This window comes from Variovorax sp. GW821-FHT09D07 (assembly GCF_059416345.1).
In genome coordinates this window covers 207464-223986 of the sequence record NZ_JBWKOY010000010.1, presented here as the reverse complement: position 1 = coordinate 223986, position 16523 = coordinate 207464, and the positions used below count along the sequence as shown (strand labels likewise).

The following is a 16523-nucleotide window of genomic DNA, read 5'->3' as shown; positions in this document are numbered from 1 at the left end:
GGTTTATCCAGGCCGTAGTCCTTCTGCACGCGGGCGATGTCGGCGGCGGTGGCCTGGTCGCCCAGCAGCACGGAGATCGGGTCGCCCGAGGCGGCGCGCGTGAGCACGAAGACCAATACGGCCACCAGGGCCAGCACGATGAGCATGCCGCCCGCGCGCGAGGCGATGTAGCGAAGCGATGCGCTCTTGATCATGACGAGAACTCGATGGCGGCGGCGCTGCCGACGGCCACGTACTGGCCGGTGAACTGCACGTCGCCGTTCTTCTTCACGCGGAAGATGGTCACGTTGTCGCCCTGCTTGTTGTGGCACACGTAGAGAAAGCGCCCGCTCGGCTCGAGCGTGCAGCTGCGCGGGTAGTTGCCGCGCGTCCACTCTTCGCGCACGAGCGTGGGTGCGCCGGTGCGCGCATCGACCTTGAAGACCGAGATCGAATCGTGCAGCCGGTTGAGCGACACGAAGTGCGTGCCGCCCGGCAGCATGCGGATGCCCGAGGCGTAGCTGGTGCCCTTGAAGCCGGTCGGCAGCGCCGAGGTTTCGCTCACCAGCGTGAGCACGCCGGTGGCGCCGTCGTAGCGCAGGAAGGCGATGGTCGAGGCCTCTTCATTGACGAGGTAGACCCACTTGCCGTTCGGATGGAAGGCGAAGTGGCGCGCGCCCGAGCTCTCGGACACGGCCACCGTGCTCGGCTGGCTCAGCACGCCGGTGGCGCGGTCGAAGCGGTACGAGATGACGCGATCGAGCCCCAGGTCGGCCACGAGCACGAAGTTGCCGGCCGGGTCGGCCTGCACCATGTGGGCGTGCGGGCCGTCGTGGTCGCTGGTGGCAAAGCCTTCGTGCGAACGCGCGGCCAGCGGCACCACGTCGGCGCCGGGCTTGCAGGGCGTGGCGGCGCCGCAGGCCGCGACGTCCTTGTAGACGACGGCGGCGCGGTCAGTGTCGAAGCTGCCATCGGTGCGCAGCGCGATCACGCTGACATCGCCGCTGGCGTAGTTGGCGGTGAACACGAAACGGCCGTCGGGGTGCACGCTCAGGTGCGCCGGGTCCTTGCCGCCGCAGGGCATCTCGGCCACGAACGACAGCGCGCCGTTCGCGCCGATGCGAAAGGCCGAGACAGAGCCGGCTTCGAATTCGTTGGCGGCGTACAGCATCGGCAGCGTCGGGTGCCGCGCGAGCGAAGCAGGGTTGCGCAGCTTGGCATCGCTGCCCGCGCTGGCCACGGCCGGGGGTGCACCGGGGATGGGCTTGAGCACGCCGGTCGCGCCGTCCACCACGAACTGGTGCACGCCCAGGCCGCGCCCGCCGCGCCACGGCTTGCCGCCGTCGCTGTAGGTGCCGACGTAGGCGTACACGGGGCCCGAAGTGGTGGCTTGAGCGGGAGTGGCCATGGATGGTTTGAGCCCGAGGGCGCCCAGGCCTGAGGCCAGTGCGCTGACTTGCAGAAGTTGACGACGCGACGGCATGGCGGTGCTTGCGGCCTTACTTGATCTTCGCGTTCCAGAAGAACGGCCAGGTCGCGGGCTGGTAGTTGTCCAGCGCCGGGCTCTTGGCCGAGAGGCCGTTGAACTTGCCGACGTTGATGTAGGGCACTTCGTCGTACACCACCTGCTGCACCTTGCCCCACAGCGCGCCGCGCTTGGCCGGGTCGCTCTCGGTGTTGAAGGCGCTCAGTGCGGCCTTCTTGGCGGGCGAATCCCACCAGCCGGGCGCGCCGTCGCCCAGTTGCGGCGGCGAGAGCATGGGCTCGGGGAACTGGCCCGAGTGGGTCACGTAGATGTCCCACAGCTTCGGGTCGTTGCGGCGTTGCACCAGCGTGGCCCAGTCGACCACGTTGAGGTCGACCTTGAAACCGGCGCGCTTGAGCTGCTCGGCCATCAGGAGCGACATGTTGTAGTGGAAGTCGTATTGGCGGCTGGTGAGCACGCGGATCGGCTCGCCCTTGTAGCCGGCCTTGGCCGCGGCGTCTTTCGCCTTGGTGGCGTTGCGCTGGTTGTAGTGGTCGGCGCCCGCCGCCGAGTAGAACGGCGAGCCCTTGGGGAAGTGGTTGGCCTCGGCCACGAAGAAGCGCGTGTCGCCGAAGCCGGCCGCGAGCATCTCGCCTTGGCCCAGCGCGGTCTGCACGGCCTGGCGCACCGCCGGGTTGGCGGCCACGCCTTCCTTGGTGTTGAGCACGAGGTAGGGGAAGCCGAACGACGGCGTCATGATCGGCAGCGTCTTGCCGCCGGCCTTCTCCAGGCGCGGCAGCGCTTCCACCGGCAGCAGGTCGGCAAAGTCGTACTGGCCGGCCAGCGCGCCCTCGACGCGGGTGCTCGCGTTGGGCACGGGCACGAAACGCAGCTCTTCAATGGCGGCTTCGCGCTTGCCGCCGTAGCCGCTCGCGGGCTCCTTGCGCGCGGCGTACTTGTCGAAGCGCGTGAGCAGCACGAACTGGTCGGGGCGGCGCTCCTTGAACTTGTAGGGGCCGGTGCCGACGAAGTCTTTCAGCGGCGAAGCGATGGAATCCTTGGCCATGATGGCCGCCATGCCGCTGGGCAGCGCGAGCTGCGACAGCAGCGGCGCATACGGCGCCTTCAGCACGATCTCCACGCCCAGGGGGCCCTTGGCCTTCAGGCTCTCGATTTCCTTGCCCACGGCCTTGCCGCGCGGCGACTGGTCCATCCAGCGCTGCAGGCTGGCCACCACGTCGTCGGCGGTGAGATCGCGCCCGTTGTGCAGCGCCACGCCCTTGCGCAGCGTGATGGCGTAGGTCTTGCCGTCTGCGGAGATCTTGGGCATCGTCTCGGCCAGCATCGGCACCACGTTCCACTTGGCGTCGAAGGTGTACAGCGTCTCGTACACGTGCTGCATGATGGTTCCGACCAGGTCGGCCGTGGAGGCCATCGGGTCGAGCGTCTGCGGCTCGGCCACCATCGCCAGCGTGGCGAAGTTGCGCGGGCCCTGCGCGTGGGCGCTGGGGTGAGGCAGTGCGGCACACAGCATCGCGAGCAGGGAAGCTCCCAGCAGGCTGCGCTTCGACAGGCGGGGCAGGCGCTGGACAAGACCGGCGTGAGACATGGAGAACTCCTTCATGGGGCGGACTGATTTATGAAAGAAATTTTCTTTCTAGGCCGAACTCTGAAGCAGACTTCATGCCAAATCATCCGTGTTAACCCTTGTTGAGGGGTTATTCTGAAAAAGTCTTTCAAATCAGACGGATACTGCGGCCCTCACCCGCCCCACTCAACCCCTCTCACTCCCAGGAGTTCCCATGCCCCTCGAATACCTCGGCGCCCCGCCCATCGCTTCCGACCGCCAGGCCCGCCCCTTCTCCCCCGCCGTGCGCGCGGGCGATTTCGTCTACGTGTCGGGCCAGGTGCCCGCCAACGCGCAGGGCGAGATCGTGGCCGGCGGCATCGAGGTGCAGACGCGCCAGGTGATGGAGAACCTGAAGACCGTGCTCGCGCTGGCCGGCGCCACGCTCGACGACGTGTGCAAGAGCACCGTCTGGCTGCACGACGCGCGCGACTTTGGTGCCTTCAACCGCGTCTACATGAGCTACTTCGGTGAAAACAAGCCGGCGCGCTCGACCACCGAGGCGCGCCTCATGGTCGATGCGAAGGTCGAGATCGACGTCGTCGCCTACAAGCCCAAGGCCTGATCAGGCCGGTCGCAACTCGGTCTTGCGCTGAATGATGCGCGAGACCAGTCCGTACTCGACGGCCTCCGTGGCCGACAGCCAGCGGTCGCGCTCGATGTCGGCCAGCACCACATCGATGGGCTTGCCGGTTTCGCGCGCGATCTCGTGCGCGATGCGCTGGCGCGCCTTGATGATCTCCTGCGCCTGGATCGCGATGTCGGTCGCCTGCCCGCCCGCGCCGCCGCTGGGCTGGTGGATCAGGAAGCGCGTGTTGGGCAGGCACACGCGCCGCTCGCGCGGCGCCGCCAAAAACAGGTGCGTGGCGGCGCTGCCCACCCAGCCGGTGCCGATCATGTGCACCGGCGCGCTGATGAAACGCACCACGTCGTGGATCGCGTCGCCCGACTCCAGGTGCCCGCCGGGCGAGCTCACGAGGATGTCGATGGGTTTCTCGCCGCTGTCGGCATCGAGTGCGATGAGCCGGCGCGTGACGTCGGCGGCCACGCTGTCGGTGATGCTGCCGAAGATCAGCAGCGTGCGCGACTTGAACGCCTTTTCCTCGAGGTAGGAATTGCGCGGCTCGGCCGTGGCCGCGGGCGGCGTGTCGTCGTCGGTTTCCAGTGTTGAAAACATGGGCTGCATGAAGAAAGCTCCTGTGGTTGAACTGTCTTGACGAACAAGCCCACAGTTTCGTGACATTGCGCCTGCCGTGGCAAGCAGCACCGTGGTGCCGCGGTGCCACGTGCCGCTCAGGCGGCCATCCGGGGCGACACCACGGCCCTTCGGGATGTGCCGACGCCGGCCAGCACCGGGCGCCCCGTCATCGCACCGCAGTGGTCCAGCGCCTGGCGCAGGACGGTATCCACGTTGCGCAGCGACAGCCCGTAATGGGAGGCCACCTCCTGGCGTGTCTTCTCCTCGATGCGCAAGGCCTCGAGCACCGCCCGGTGACGCCGCGGCAGGCCCTGCATCGCGCGGTCGACCGAACCGACTTCGGCGCGCACCTCGGCCATGTCCTCGGGCCCGAGCGCGTGGTCGATGGCCGACTCGACGGCGGTGTGCGGGTCGTCCACATAGCGCCATGCCCCCTCGCTGCGCAACCGGTCCATGGCCAGGTTGCAGGCCACGCGATAGACGTAGGCGCTGGGGTTCTCCACGGGTGCGCCCACCCGCAGGTGACCCAGCCGCAGCCAGGCGTCGTGCAGGCATTCGCTGGCCATCTCGGCGCACCCGAGATGGCGGGTCAGCTTGCGCCGCAACCCTTCGTAGTTGGCGCAGAGAAAAACCTGCAGCGCCAGGCGACGCTGCGCTTCGTCCCGCAGCGCATCGGCCGCCTCGTCGCGCGCCGGTGCTTCCTGTTCGCAAAGGACACTGGGTGCCATGACATGCCGCTCCTGCCCGCCTAGCGGTCCTGCTGCAGGCGACGACGCTCGTCGTTGCTCAGGGCGGCCCAGTGCCTGGGCTCGATCTTGCGGCCCATGCCCACCACCTGCACGGGGTTCTGCGGGTCGTAGTCGACCTGCGCCCCGGATTGCAATCCCGACCGCGGCGCCGGCGCGTCGCGCCCCTCTGGTGCGGGCTCGTTGCCGAAGCCGAGCACGCGCACCGTGAAGACCGACGCCAGCGCCTGCCGCGCGGCCGCGCGCTCGCGCTGCACCGCGTCCTGCGCGGCGGCCGTCGCCTGCGCAGCGGCAGCGCTCGCATTGGTGAGCGCGCCGATGTTCACCGACGCGATCACCGGCAAGCCCTTGGTCTCGCCCTTGACCTGGATGTTGTCCGCGTTGAGCACCTGCAGCGCCGCGATGTTCAGGTTGCCCGCCACGCGCAAGCCCGCATCGCCGGCGTTCACGGTGCCGCGCGGCGCGACCAGGTCGACGTCACCGTCGCCCACGGTGCCGATGCCGCTGCCGCTCATGTCCGACTTCTCGCGGATCACCGTCACGCCGTCCAGGTCGGTGGACACCTCGGGCGCCGATGGCACGCGCAAGGTCTTGGCGCCGCGCCCGGCGTCGATGTCGCCGACGGTGGACCAGATGATCTGGTCGCTGCCCTGCTTCGTGACCTCGGGCACGAACGACAGGATGCGCGACTGGTTCACGGTGACGTCGTTCCTGGCCGCAATGCCGATGTGCCCCGACGCCAGCGTCACCAGACCGTAGCCGGCCGGCACTGCGGCGCCCAGCGCCGCCACCTGCAGGCCGCCGCCGGGCGTGAGCACGTCGATGTCGCCGCCGGCCATGGTGCGCAGCATCAGCTTGTTGGCCGCCACGTCGCCCTTCCATGTGTCGCCCGGGAACAGCGTCTCGATGGCCGTGTAGCCGCGGTTGTAGCCGCCGTTGCGCGGCAGGCCGCCGGTGCCCGGCTCGTTCTGGTCGCGCCCGGCTTCGCGCAGTTCGAGCAGGTACACCTGCCGCAGGAACTGCTGCTGCGCAAGCTGGGGCAATTTCTGGAAGCGCGCCCAGGCTTCGAGCGGCTCCAGCTTTTCGCCGGTCATGTCCGACATGAACGAGACGAGGCCGCGGCGCACGGTTTTTTCCTGCCCGCCTGCGCGCGTTTCGACCTGGTCCACCAGGTAGATGGGCAGCACGCTGCCGTCCGCGCCCCGGGTCTTCAGGTAGTCGGGCATGGACGCGACCTTCGACGGATCGAGGTAGGCGGCCGTGAACGCGTCGTAGCCCACCGCGTGGTTCAGCCCGGCCATGGCGGTGATGGCGGCGCCGTGTTCCGGCAGGCCCTTGACCTGCGTCTCGGGCAGCGCGCGGTTGTTCCTGTCGTAGCGCTGGTTGCCCAGCGTCTGCACCTGCAGGTTGTCGGCGTACAGGTCGCGGCCGGCGGCCAGCACCAGCGTGCCGGGGCCCTGGATCTCGATGTTGCCGGTCAGGCCCACCGAGAGATCGTTGTTCGGGTCCAGGCGCGCCGTGCTCTTCATCGCCAGGATGTCGTTGCCCGCCTCCAGCAGCGTGACGTCGGAACCACGCAGGTTGCGCCCCGCCAGCCGCAGGCCGCGGATGTCGGTGCCCGCGCGCACCCAGGTCTGCTCGTTGGCCTTCACGTCGAGCCCCACGATGGAGCCCTGCGATGCATAGATGCGGCTGGGCTCGAAGTCGTTGGCCAACGGCAGCACCTCGGGGTTGTTCACGCTGCGCAGGTACGAGTTGTTGACCGGCGAGGCCAGTGCCCGCTCGATCAGGTTGTCGAGCATGTCCTCCATGTTCATCTGGCTGAATGGCGAGCCCGCGCCGCCCGGCATGTAGCCCGTGGGCATCATCGCGGGCGTGGCGTAGGCCATGACGAGCGGCGCGTCGAAGCGGATGTCGTTCTTCGCGACCACTCGCACGTCGTTGGTGGTGCCCGGCAGCACGTACAGCGGTCCGTCGATGGCAATGCCGCCGTTCAGCGCGGCCACCGAGAAGCGCGCCGGATACCGGTTGCCGCCGAAGCCCACCAGCGTGTCCTTCTCGACCCAGCGCAGCAGCAGGTCGCGGAAGATGAACTCGGTCCGGTTCACGAAGGTGATGTTGCCGCCGGTCGACACCAGCCGGAGCGCGCTGCGGTCGGTGTAGCCGCTCATGTAGGCGCCGTAGTTCAGCACCTGGCCGTCGCCTCGCAGGCCCTCGCCGTAGGTCACCAGCAGCGGATCGACCACCGTCTGCAGGCGCAGGTCACCGGCCGTGCGCAGGCTCAGCGTGGCGTCGCCCAGCGCGAGGATCGGCGCCACGGTGTAGCTGCTCTTCGTCAAGCCGCCGCCGCTGTCGTCGCGGGTTATCGTCACCGTGTGGCCGACCGCCGTTTCGCCGGCGCGGATGTCGCCCGCGCCGCGCGCCACGTAGTACTGGCCGCCGCGGATCGCGCCGCCGGCCTGCACCGACATGGCGCCGCCGTTGCGCATTTCCATGGCCATGGCCTCGCTGGCGGAGCGGCCGCCGCGCATGCGCATGTGGGTCGGCAAGGCGACCAGCAGGTTGCGCAGGTCGCCGCCGGCGTCCACGCTGACGTTGCCGCCGCCCAGCGCGCCCACGCCCTGCTGGAAGCGCCCGTAGTCGATCCACCAGCTCGACTGCTCGGGCGCGTGAATGACGGGGCCGTAGACGCCGTCGGGGTTCCAGCCGTTTTCGCCGTTGGTGTATTCGCCGAAGAAGCGCTTTTCATTGAGCGTGCCCTGCCGGTTGAGCCATTCGCTGAAGTGCTGGCCCGACGGCGCGGCCTCGATGCTGCCCTGCGCGCCGATGGCGAGGTTGCCGCCTTCCACGCCGTAGCTGGCGTTCGGGTTGGCGGTGGAGAAGTCGCTCCACACCGTCGTGTCCTTGCGCCCGGCGGTGTAGATCACCGATTCCTTGTGCGCCAGCGTGAGGTCGCGGCCCGCGCGCACTTCGAGGTCGCCGGTGCCGGTGCGCACGAGCTTGCCCGCGCCGTTGTCCGGCTTCGGGTCGGTGTCGGTGGGCACGGCGGTGTTGGCCGTGCCCACGGTGATCGACCCCTTGCCCGCGGCCTGTGCCGCGAGCGGCTTGAGCGCCATCGCATCGGCCGAGGCCAGCTCGCCGCCGGCCACCAGCCGCAGGTTCCACGACGGGCCCGCCTGCAGCCGGCCGCTGCGGTCGGCCGCGTCGAAGCCATCGCTCAGGTGGCCGTTGATGGCGAGGTTGCCGCCCGCGCGCAAGGTCAGCGTGCCTTCGCGCGCGCCGGAAAAATCGCTGAAAAGGTTCCAGTCGCTGTTCAACGCGAGGTCGCCCGCGCTGCGGACCTCGATGCCGGGCATCACGGCCAGACCGGTGCCCAGCCGTGCCGCCACCCCGCCCGATGCGGCACGAAAACGCGCGGCATCGGCAATGGCGTCGGGCTTGACCGAATCGACCGTGGCGCCGTCGTAGTCCTTCACGTCGTAGACGCTCACGCCTTCGAGCACCGCCGAGCGTGCGCCGTTCACCGCAACGTTCAGCGCGCCGACCGCGACGTCGTCGTGCGTGGCGTTCTGCCGCGCGCGCAGGCGCACCTTGCCGCCTTCGTTGCCGGCCACGTCGATCAGGCCACCTTGCAGGTTGAGCTGCCCGCCCGCCGCTTCGAGCGTGACGCGGCCGTTGCCCAGGCTGCCGGTGGCACCGGCGAGCAGTTGCGCGCCGGCCTGCATTGCCACGCCGTTGCCGGCGGTGATGCGAATGGCACCACCGTAGGCCGAGCGCGCATCCACCGTGCCCGAGATGTCGATGCTGCCCCGGTCCGCCGTGAGGCCGAAGTCTTCCACCTGCGTGAAGCCGCCCAGTGCCACGTTGCCCTGGCGGATGCGGAACTGGCGCGAGCGGTTGAAGCCGGCGTCGTTCAGCCGCTGGCTCACGCCGGCGAAATCGGGCAGCGCCTCGATGTCGAGCGCGAAGCTGCCGGCCTTGCCGCCATTGCCTCCCGCCTGCGCCGCGATCAGGCCGTCGAGCACCACCGTGCCGCCCTGCGATGCCGCAAGGCTCAACGTGCCGGCGTCGCCGCCCCTCGGGTGGGCGGCCAGGTCGAGCCGGCTGCCGGCCTCCAGCCGCACGTCGCCGCCCACCGCCGACAGGCCGATGCGGCCCGCGTCCGCGTATTCGGCCACGTCGAAGAACTGCTTGGCGGAGCCGCTCACGTCGATGGTGGCGCCGCGCGCCACGACCAGGCTGCCGCCGGTCGCCGTCATGTCGATGCTGCCGCCCCGCGCCACCGCCCGGCCGTCGAAGGCAATGCTGCGCCCGCTGAGGGCCAGGCGCAGGCCCAGGCTTTCCTGCGGGTCGAACGACGCGGCCTCGCCTTGCGCCGAAGCGACGACCTGCAAGGCGCCGCCCGTGGCAATCGACTGCGCCGCACCGCCGCGGCCGGTCAGCAGCGGCGTGTTCAGCGTGAGCGGCGATGCGCCCGTGTCGATGCCGCCCGCCCCCTCGCCGACGATCGCGTTGCGGCCCGCCAGCGTCACCGCGCCGAAGCCCGAGAACGTCTTCTGGCCCGCGCCCAGCACCAGCGTGGCCGCGTCCAGCGTGAAGCCGCCGGCACCGCCGGCGGCAGGCACGCCGGTGCCGCCACCGCCGCTGTTGACGAGCGCGATGCTGTCGCCCTTGATCGTCACGTCGCCCGCGCCGCGGCCGACGAATGCGCCGCCGTCGAAGGTCAGCGATTTCAGGCCCGCCGCGCCCAGGTCGAGCGAGCTGTAGAAGTCGAAGTCGGTGTAGCTGCGCAGCGTCAGGCGCGTCGAACGGCCCAGCTGCGCGAGCGCGCCACTGTCCAGCACCATGCCTTCGGTGCCGCCGCCGAAGCCGATGCGGCCGGCCGCCACCGACAGGTCGGTGCCCGCAATCTGCGCCGAAGCCGCCAGCTCCGTCGTGCGCGTGGCGTCGATCAGCAAGGCCGCGTCGCCGTTGACGATGGCGCCCGCACCGATGGAAACCAGCCCGCCGCGCGAGGTGTCCACGCCCTGGCGGATGACCTTGACCGCATCGCCGGTGGCCACGCGCACCAGCGCGCCCCAGTCCCTGGCCGCCGAGACGAGCACGTCGTCCACCGCGTCCTTGGCGTCGATCACGCCGTCGAAGTTGTCGTCCAGTTGCCCGTCCGGGTCGGCGTAGACCGCCGCCACCCGCGGCTTCATGACCAGGTTGCCCGCGCCGCGCCCGCCCGCGCCCTTCGCGCTGACGCGGCTTCCGCCTTCGATGGCCACCTTGTCGCTGGCCGCCAGGATGATCTCGGGGCCGGACAGCTCGGAGCCCTCGTTGTTGCGCACCACGATGTCGGTCGCGGTCACGTCCAGTTCCAGGCCGAGCGCGTTGCCCTTGCGCTTGCCGCCCACCAGCAGGCTGCCCGCGCCGAAGTTCGACAGGCTCGCCGCATCGATGACGAGGTAGCCGTCGGCCTGCAGGCTGGCGCTGTCCTTCCCGCTGCCGACGATGGCGATCTTCTTGCCGGCAATGTCGACCAGCCCGCCGCGCCCGCCCTCGTCGGGTGCCGAGCGCAGCGTGCCGTCCAGCACCAGCCGGCGGCCGGCGTCGAACACCACCGCACCGCCGTCGCGCGGCAGGCGCGGCGTGACGACGTTCTGGCCCGTGAGGCGGTACTGCGTGAGCTTGAAGGCCTCGGACGAGAAGAAGTCGTTGGCCGTGGCCTCGTTGTATTCGGAGTAGCGCCGCAGCACGGCGCCGGACATCACGCGCCAGGCCGACGCCTGCGCGTCCTGGTTGCCGCCATAGGCATTGCCGGCCTTGCCCTGCATGACGAGGCTGCCGTCCGGTGCGCGGGTGGCGGGCGCGAGTGCGCCGCCCCAGGCCTTGCCCGTTGCCTGCACCGCGAAGGCACCGGGCAGCAGCGCATAGCGCGCGGGCAGCAGCGTGTACCAGCCGGCCGCCAGACCGGGGCCGCCGGCGAGCCAGACACGCTGGCCCGCCGCGGCACCGCCAGCGGGCGCCGCACCGCCCTGCCCCGGCAGGATCGCGTACATGCCCGGCATGTTCAGCATGTCGTGCGAGCCGCCCGGGCCCGGCACGAATTCGGAGGCATGCAGGTCGCCGCCGCCCGCGATGTCCACCACCGCGCCACGCGCCAGCGCCACGTCGGGCGACTTCATGGTGATGCGTTTTTCAGGCGGCGCGACCAGCGAGCCAGTCGACGGATTGGTGGGATCGACCGCCTTCGACGGGTCGTGCCAGTGCTCGTTGTTGGACAGCGTGCCAAAGGGCACGGTCATTCCGGCGCCCGACACCGAGGTGAGGCTGCCCGCGCCCAGCGACAGGCGCTCGCCGGCGTTCAGCTCGATCTGGCCGAATGGCGCGCGCAGCACACCGTTCTGCGCGATCACCGGTGCTTCCAGGCGCAGGCTGCCGCCGGCCGACAGCGGCGCGCTGCCGGCATCGCCCAGGCGCTCGACGGTGATGGAATCGCCGGCGCGGATCACGCCGGTCATCGCGGTGGTCGGGTACACCTGGCCGGCGTTCAGCACCAGCTGCCCGTCCACGTCCAGGTTGACCTGCAGCCGGGTTTCTTCGTTGATCGGCGAAGGCAGCGCGCCGCCCATGCGGATCTCTCCGGCTTCGAGCACCGTGCGGCCGAAGCCGCCGATGCGCACGGCGCCGGCCTGGAACTGGGTCGGGTCTTCCGATGCCGAGATGTCGATCAGCGAGCCGGCCACGGTGAGCTGCCCCGCCCCTGCCGATGCGGCCGACGATGCCGGCGCTTCAGGCGAGGCGCCGGGCACGGCCGACAGCACGATGCGTGGCGCGCGCAGCGACGACGACGAGCCCGCGTGCCCGACGATCGGCCCCTGCAGCCAGATCGAGCGGCCCAGAGCGAGGTCCGCGTTGTCCAGGCGAATCGCCCCCTGCGTCGCATTCACCAGCGAGAGGTCGGCAAAGCCGCCGTCCTTGAAGGCCTGCGGACGCACCGTCAGCGTGGACACCTGGCCGGGCTTGTTCAGCAGGTCGCGCAGCAGGTCGCTCGAAAAGAGCGCGTCGCGGAACAGGTCCAGCGCCTGCGGCGTCAGGCCGAACTGCGCCGCATCGAGCGCGCCGTTCGCGCCGGGCAGGCCCAGCCGGTCGGACACCACCAGCTCCTTCACGTCCGCCAGCTTCGCGAGCAGCGCCGACGACAGGATCATCGGCCCGTCGATCTCGTAGCCGTAGCTGCGCAGGCCGGGCGCCCAGTCGTAGTCCACGCCCTGCCGCCAGTCGCTGCACACGCCGTCCACCGCCAGGCCCACGCAGTCCGGGTCCTGCAGCACGCGTTGCAGTTGCTCCAGCGGCGAGCCTGTCGGGCCCGATGTCGCGGTCATGTTCAGGCGGATGCGCCCGCCGATGCCGTCGGGCCCGCCCGCCTTGCCCACCATCGTGCTTTCGATCAGGCCCTTGCCCGTGATTTCGATCAGGCCGCCGTTGCTGTCCAGCCGGATCTCCGGTGCGGGCCGGTGCACGCGCGTGCCCGAGGGGCCGGCATCGGGCACGCCGTCGATCGTGCCGGTGGCGCCCGACACGTCGATGAGCGCATCTTTCTCCAGCCGCATGTCGTCCGCCAGGATGCTCACCGTGCCGCCGTCGCGCACCTCGCCCACGCGGCGGCCGCTGCTGCTGTCGATGCGGATCAGCGGCACGCCGCGCGCCAGCAATTCAGCGCCGGCTTCGAGGACGACCGTGCCGCCGCTCAGCCCAATGCGGCCCGCCGGTGCGTCAAGGCGCCCGCCGACCGTCAGCACGCCCTGTTCGCCACCGGCGTTCAGCGACAGGCTGCCGCCGGTGTCGGTGCGCACGCTGGCGCCCCGCGCAATGCGGACCGGGCCGTTCTCGGTGCCGAGCGACAGCGCCGCGGGGCTTCGCGCCGCGCGCTCGTCGGGCCGCAGCACGCCCAGGGGCGCTGCCTCGGCCAGGTTGCGGCCGCTCGGCAGGTCGCGCCAGGCGAAGTTGTTCATGTCGATGCTCGTGGCCTGCTGCGACACCACCACGCCTTCGGGCACCACGATGCCCTTGCCTTCGCCGCGCACCGAGACCGTGACGTTGCCGAATCCGCGCTCGCCGAAGAGCGTGGGCGGCAGCATCACCACCGAAGAGGCTGAGGGCGCCCCGGCTTCGTCCGGCGGCGAAACGGGCGGCACGCCACCGATCTGCACCGCCGAGGCGGTCTGGATCGACAGGCTGCCTGCCGAGCCCGCTGCATGGGCGCGCATGTTCAGTGCGTCCAGGTCGAGGTCGGGCGTCACGCCGGCCAGCGAAATGGACCCCGCATTGCCCACGCGCAGCGTCGGCAGGCCCTGCTTGCCGGGGTCCGCGCGGCCACCGCCCGACACGTCGAGCACGGCATCCTTGTGGGCCACGATCTTCCCGGCAATCACCGTGATCACGCCGCCGTCCAGCGCCCAGGCGCCGCGCAGTGCGCCGTCGCGCCAGGTGTTGATCCACTGGCCGCTGGCGTCCAGCCGGCCCTGCTCGCCGAGCTCCACTTTTCCGTAGGCCGACGAAAGCCCGATCTGCCCGCCCGGCACGCGGATCAGTCCGTTGATGCGGATGTCGTTGGTCGAGCCTTCGGTGCCGGCCACCGAGAGCGACGCGCCCGGCGAGAGGTTCAGCGCCGCGCCGCTCGCAAGCTCGAAGTCGCCGTTGATGTGGTTCAGCACGATGGTGCCCATGCCCGAATTGCTGAGCATGTCGTCCGACAGGAAGGTGAGCTTGCGCGACTTCTGCTCGCCCGGCTTCAGCTGCACATAGAAGTCGTCGCCGAGCTTCGTGTTCGCATCGAAGTCCTGCGCGAGCCGCTTCGGGTCGTGGCTGACGATGATGGTGCCCGGCGACCACGGCCGGCCATCCGGCGAGTTCTCGCCCAGCTGCAGCCGGCCGCCCTTGTTGCCGCCCGGGTTCTTCGACTGGCGCTCGCCCACCACCACGCCGCCCAGCATGTCGCCCTCGAGCACCATGGTGTCGCCCGCGTAGATCTGCACGGCGCCGGCCTTGCGCCCTTCGGTGTAGCCGGCTTCCTTGTAGTCGGCGCCGATGAGCGGCGTGCGCCAGGTGGTCTTCACGCCCCAGCGCGCATGCTGGTTGGTGAACTCGCCCGCGATGCCGGTGTAGTCGGTGTCGGACATGGCCCGGTCCATGGTGTGCACGCGGCCGTCGGCGCCCATGAGCTTGGTCGCGGTGTTCATGCCGTCGGTGTAGCGCACCGAGCCGCCGGACACGTCCAGCATGGATCCCGTGCGCGTGATCACCGAGCCGCCCGAGCGCATCTCGATGCTGCCCGCGTTGGCCGAAAGCTCGCCCAGGTCGGTCTTGCCCACGCCCACCCAGCCGCTCACGTCGCCCAGCGGCGTGCCCACCCAGGCACCGGGAATGTAGGTGGCGCCGTCAGGGCCCAGCACCCATTGCACGCCCGCCATCGGGCCGTCCTTGAACACGCCGCTCACGCGCCGGTCGACGATCACCTTCTTGCCACGCACCCACGCGTCGAGCTGCATGGGTGAGTCGCGCAGTTCGTTGATGCGCAGTTCGGCCTCGATGAAGTTACGCGACATGGCCACCTGCATGCCCTGCAGGCCGGCCACGCTGAGGAAGGCATCGTTGTCCACGTAGATGCGGCTCGCGTCGCGCAGGCTGCCGGGCTTGAAATACGGGAACAGCGTGAACATCGGATTGACGGCCGATTCGAGCTTGATGGTTCCCGCCGGCACCAGCACGCCGGCCTTCGAGCGGATGTCGATCAGTTGCCCGTAAAGGCTCACGCGGCCCGGCTGGTAGCGCGTGGCAAGCGCCGATGCCTCGATCTCGCTCGTGTCCGAGGCGTCGGGCAATACCTGCGAAATGCTGCCTTCGCCCAGTGTGAGCGTGCCGGCCGACCAGTTGATCAGGTCGTTCACGCCATCGGCGTACATGTGCGAGCCCAGGCCCCAGGCGCGCAGCAGGATGGAGCCGTTGCGGTTGTTCAACGCGGTGGTTGCGCTGAGCACGCCCGACTGCCGCACGTCCTGCGCCTGCAGGGTGATGTTGCCGCGGTCGGCCTGCACGGTGCCGGTGTTGACCACCTCGTAGCCGACCGCCTTGGCGCGCGCCGCCATCTCGGGCATGACGACGTCGCGCAGGCCGGCGACGAAGTTGGCGTCGGCATAGACCGGCGAGAGCTTGAGCGCGCCCCACACCTGCCCGCCGGTGAAAGCCCAACCGGGCACTGCCGAAGCGGCCACGTCGAGGCCGCGGGGCGCGTTCGGGTCCTGCGTCGATGGCGTCTTCAGGTAGATGTTCTCGCCGGCCGCGAGGATGACCTGGCCGTCGGGCGCCGAGATGCGGCCCGCGTTGCGCACCTTGGGCGCGAACAGCATGACCTTGCCGCCGCTGTTCGCCGCCAGCTGCGCGCCTGCGTCGACACGCACTTCACCGGGCGCCGCGCCGGGAACGAAGCGGTCCACGTCGCCCATCTTGTCGGGCGCGCCGCCGACGCCGGGCTTGAAACCCGCGTCGCCGTAGATCAGGGGCCGCTCGGAGGTGAACTCGCCGAACTGGGGAATCGGGAAATCGTTGCCCTGGTTGGTGAGCACCTGCGGGTTGTTGATGCCCAGCTTGAACTGCTTGTCCGACAGCGCAAGGCTGGACGCGACCAGCGAGCGCGTGTCCACCTGGCTGGAGCCGGTGAAGACGATGCCGTTGCGGTTGACCAGGTACACCGAGCCGTCGGCCTTGATCTGCCCGGCGATCCGGCTGGGGCGGCCGCTCGGATCGTTGATGCGGTTCAGCGCGATCCATGCGTTGGTGCCGTCGGGCTTGGCGCCGCCCTTCTGGTCGAACTGCACCGTGGTGTGCTTCCCGACGTTGAAGCTCTCCCAGTTCAGGATCGCCTTGTCGTCGGTCTGCTCGATGCCGACCACGGTGCGGCCGCCCGCGGCGGTCTGCACCGGCGCCCTGGCATTGAGCCAGCCCGCGGTGAGGCTGTGGGTATCGACCTTGAGCCCGCCGTCGGCCAGGCCGTCGGGGATGTCCGAGCCGCCGTTCGATGCGGCCTCGCGTGCGGCCGCCTGCGCCGCCTGTTGCGCGGCAATGGAACGCGCCGCCATGTTCAGGTTGCCCATGGAGCGCTGCAACTGTTCGCCGGCCTTGCGCTGCTCCAGCGGGTTGGTCAGCATCGATGCCGGCATGCCGTTGGGCAGGCGGCCCGTCGCCGAGGCAGTGTTCTGCACCGCGCTCTTGTTGGCGAACCAGGCGCCGCTGAAGGCCTGCTGGGCCTGGGCATCCAGCACCAGTGCGCCGTTGGCCGCCAGCGTCATGGCAATGGCGCGCGCGATCGGTGCCATGCGAAAGCGCCGCGCCTGCCGCCGGTTGTGCGCCTTCGTTGCGTGGATCGGTGTGAGGGGCCCGCGTGTGCTCATGAGTCGTTTCCGCCGGAAAGTTGAGTCGATGCACTACGACGAACGGGCGCCCCACGACCCCGCAACTTATTTT

The 16523-nt window shown here is 70.1% G+C and carries 6 protein-coding genes and 1 pseudogene; 1 reads left to right on the top strand and 6 read right to left on the bottom strand.

Annotation, left to right across the window (positions count from 1 at the left end; all coding sequences use genetic code 11):
• The 3 genes and pseudogenes from AC07OX_RS27865 to AC07OX_RS27855 form a co-directional block, all read right to left on the bottom strand.
• Positions 1 to 194 (bottom strand): annotated as a pseudogene (locus tag AC07OX_RS27865) (ABC transporter permease); the annotation flags it as partial.
• Complete coding sequence (locus tag AC07OX_RS27860; RefSeq protein WP_495262578.1) at positions 191 to 1387, bottom strand: lactonase family protein; 1197 nt, start codon at positions 1385 to 1387, stop codon at positions 191 to 193. The gene AC07OX_RS27860 and the pseudogene AC07OX_RS27865, both read right to left, overlap by 4 nt.
• Before the next feature lie 91 nt (positions 1388 to 1478).
• Complete coding sequence (locus AC07OX_RS27855) at positions 1479 to 3053, bottom strand: ABC transporter substrate-binding protein (protein WP_139701145.1); 1575 nt, start codon at positions 3051 to 3053, stop codon at positions 1479 to 1481.
• A 193-nt stretch (positions 3054 to 3246) separates the two neighbouring features.
• On the opposite strand from AC07OX_RS27855, the gene AC07OX_RS27850 reads away from it, so the two are divergent.
• Positions 3247 to 3636 (top strand): RidA family protein, encoded by a 390-nt coding sequence (locus AC07OX_RS27850; protein WP_062473709.1) that lies wholly within the window; start codon positions 3247 to 3249, stop codon positions 3634 to 3636.
• On the opposite strand, the gene AC07OX_RS27845 is transcribed toward AC07OX_RS27850, so the two are convergent.
• The 3 genes from AC07OX_RS27845 to AC07OX_RS27835 form a co-directional block, all read right to left on the bottom strand.
• Complete coding sequence (locus tag AC07OX_RS27845; protein WP_489058886.1) at positions 3637 to 4257, bottom strand: ATP-dependent Clp protease proteolytic subunit; 621 nt, start codon at positions 4255 to 4257, stop codon at positions 3637 to 3639. It abuts the gene before it with no gap.
• 107 nt (positions 4258 to 4364) lie between these two features.
• Positions 4365 to 4997, bottom strand: coding sequence for a sigma-70 family RNA polymerase sigma factor (locus tag AC07OX_RS27840; RefSeq protein ID WP_495262579.1), 633 nt, complete (start codon positions 4995 to 4997; stop codon positions 4365 to 4367).
• Positions 4998 to 5017: 20 nt separating this feature from the next.
• Positions 5018 to 16450, bottom strand: a complete 11433-nt coding sequence (locus AC07OX_RS27835; protein ID WP_495262580.1) for a filamentous hemagglutinin family protein — start codon at positions 16448 to 16450, stop codon at positions 5018 to 5020.
• Between the last annotated feature and the right edge of the window lie 73 nt (positions 16451 to 16523).

What these genes read in the sequence shown, in the direction of transcription:
- AC07OX_RS27850 (WP_062473709.1), top strand. Translation starts at nt 3,247, where the DNA reads ATGCCCCTCGAATACCTCGGCGCCCCGCCCATCGCTTCCGACCGCCAG.
- AC07OX_RS27860 (WP_495262578.1), bottom strand. Translation starts at nt 1,387, where the DNA reads ATGGCCACTCCCGCTCAAGCCACCACTTCGGGCCCCGTGTACGCCTAC.
- AC07OX_RS27835 (WP_495262580.1), bottom strand. Translation starts at nt 16,450, where the DNA reads ATGAGCACACGCGGGCCCCTCACACCGATCCACGCAACGAAGGCGCAC.
- AC07OX_RS27840 (WP_495262579.1), bottom strand. Translation starts at nt 4,997, where the DNA reads ATGGCACCCAGTGTCCTTTGCGAACAGGAAGCACCGGCGCGCGACGAG.
- AC07OX_RS27855 (WP_139701145.1), bottom strand. Translation starts at nt 3,053, where the DNA reads ATGTCTCACGCCGGTCTTGTCCAGCGCCTGCCCCGCCTGTCGAAGCGC.
- AC07OX_RS27845 (WP_489058886.1), bottom strand. Translation starts at nt 4,257, where the DNA reads ATGCAGCCCATGTTTTCAACACTGGAAACCGACGACGACACGCCGCCC.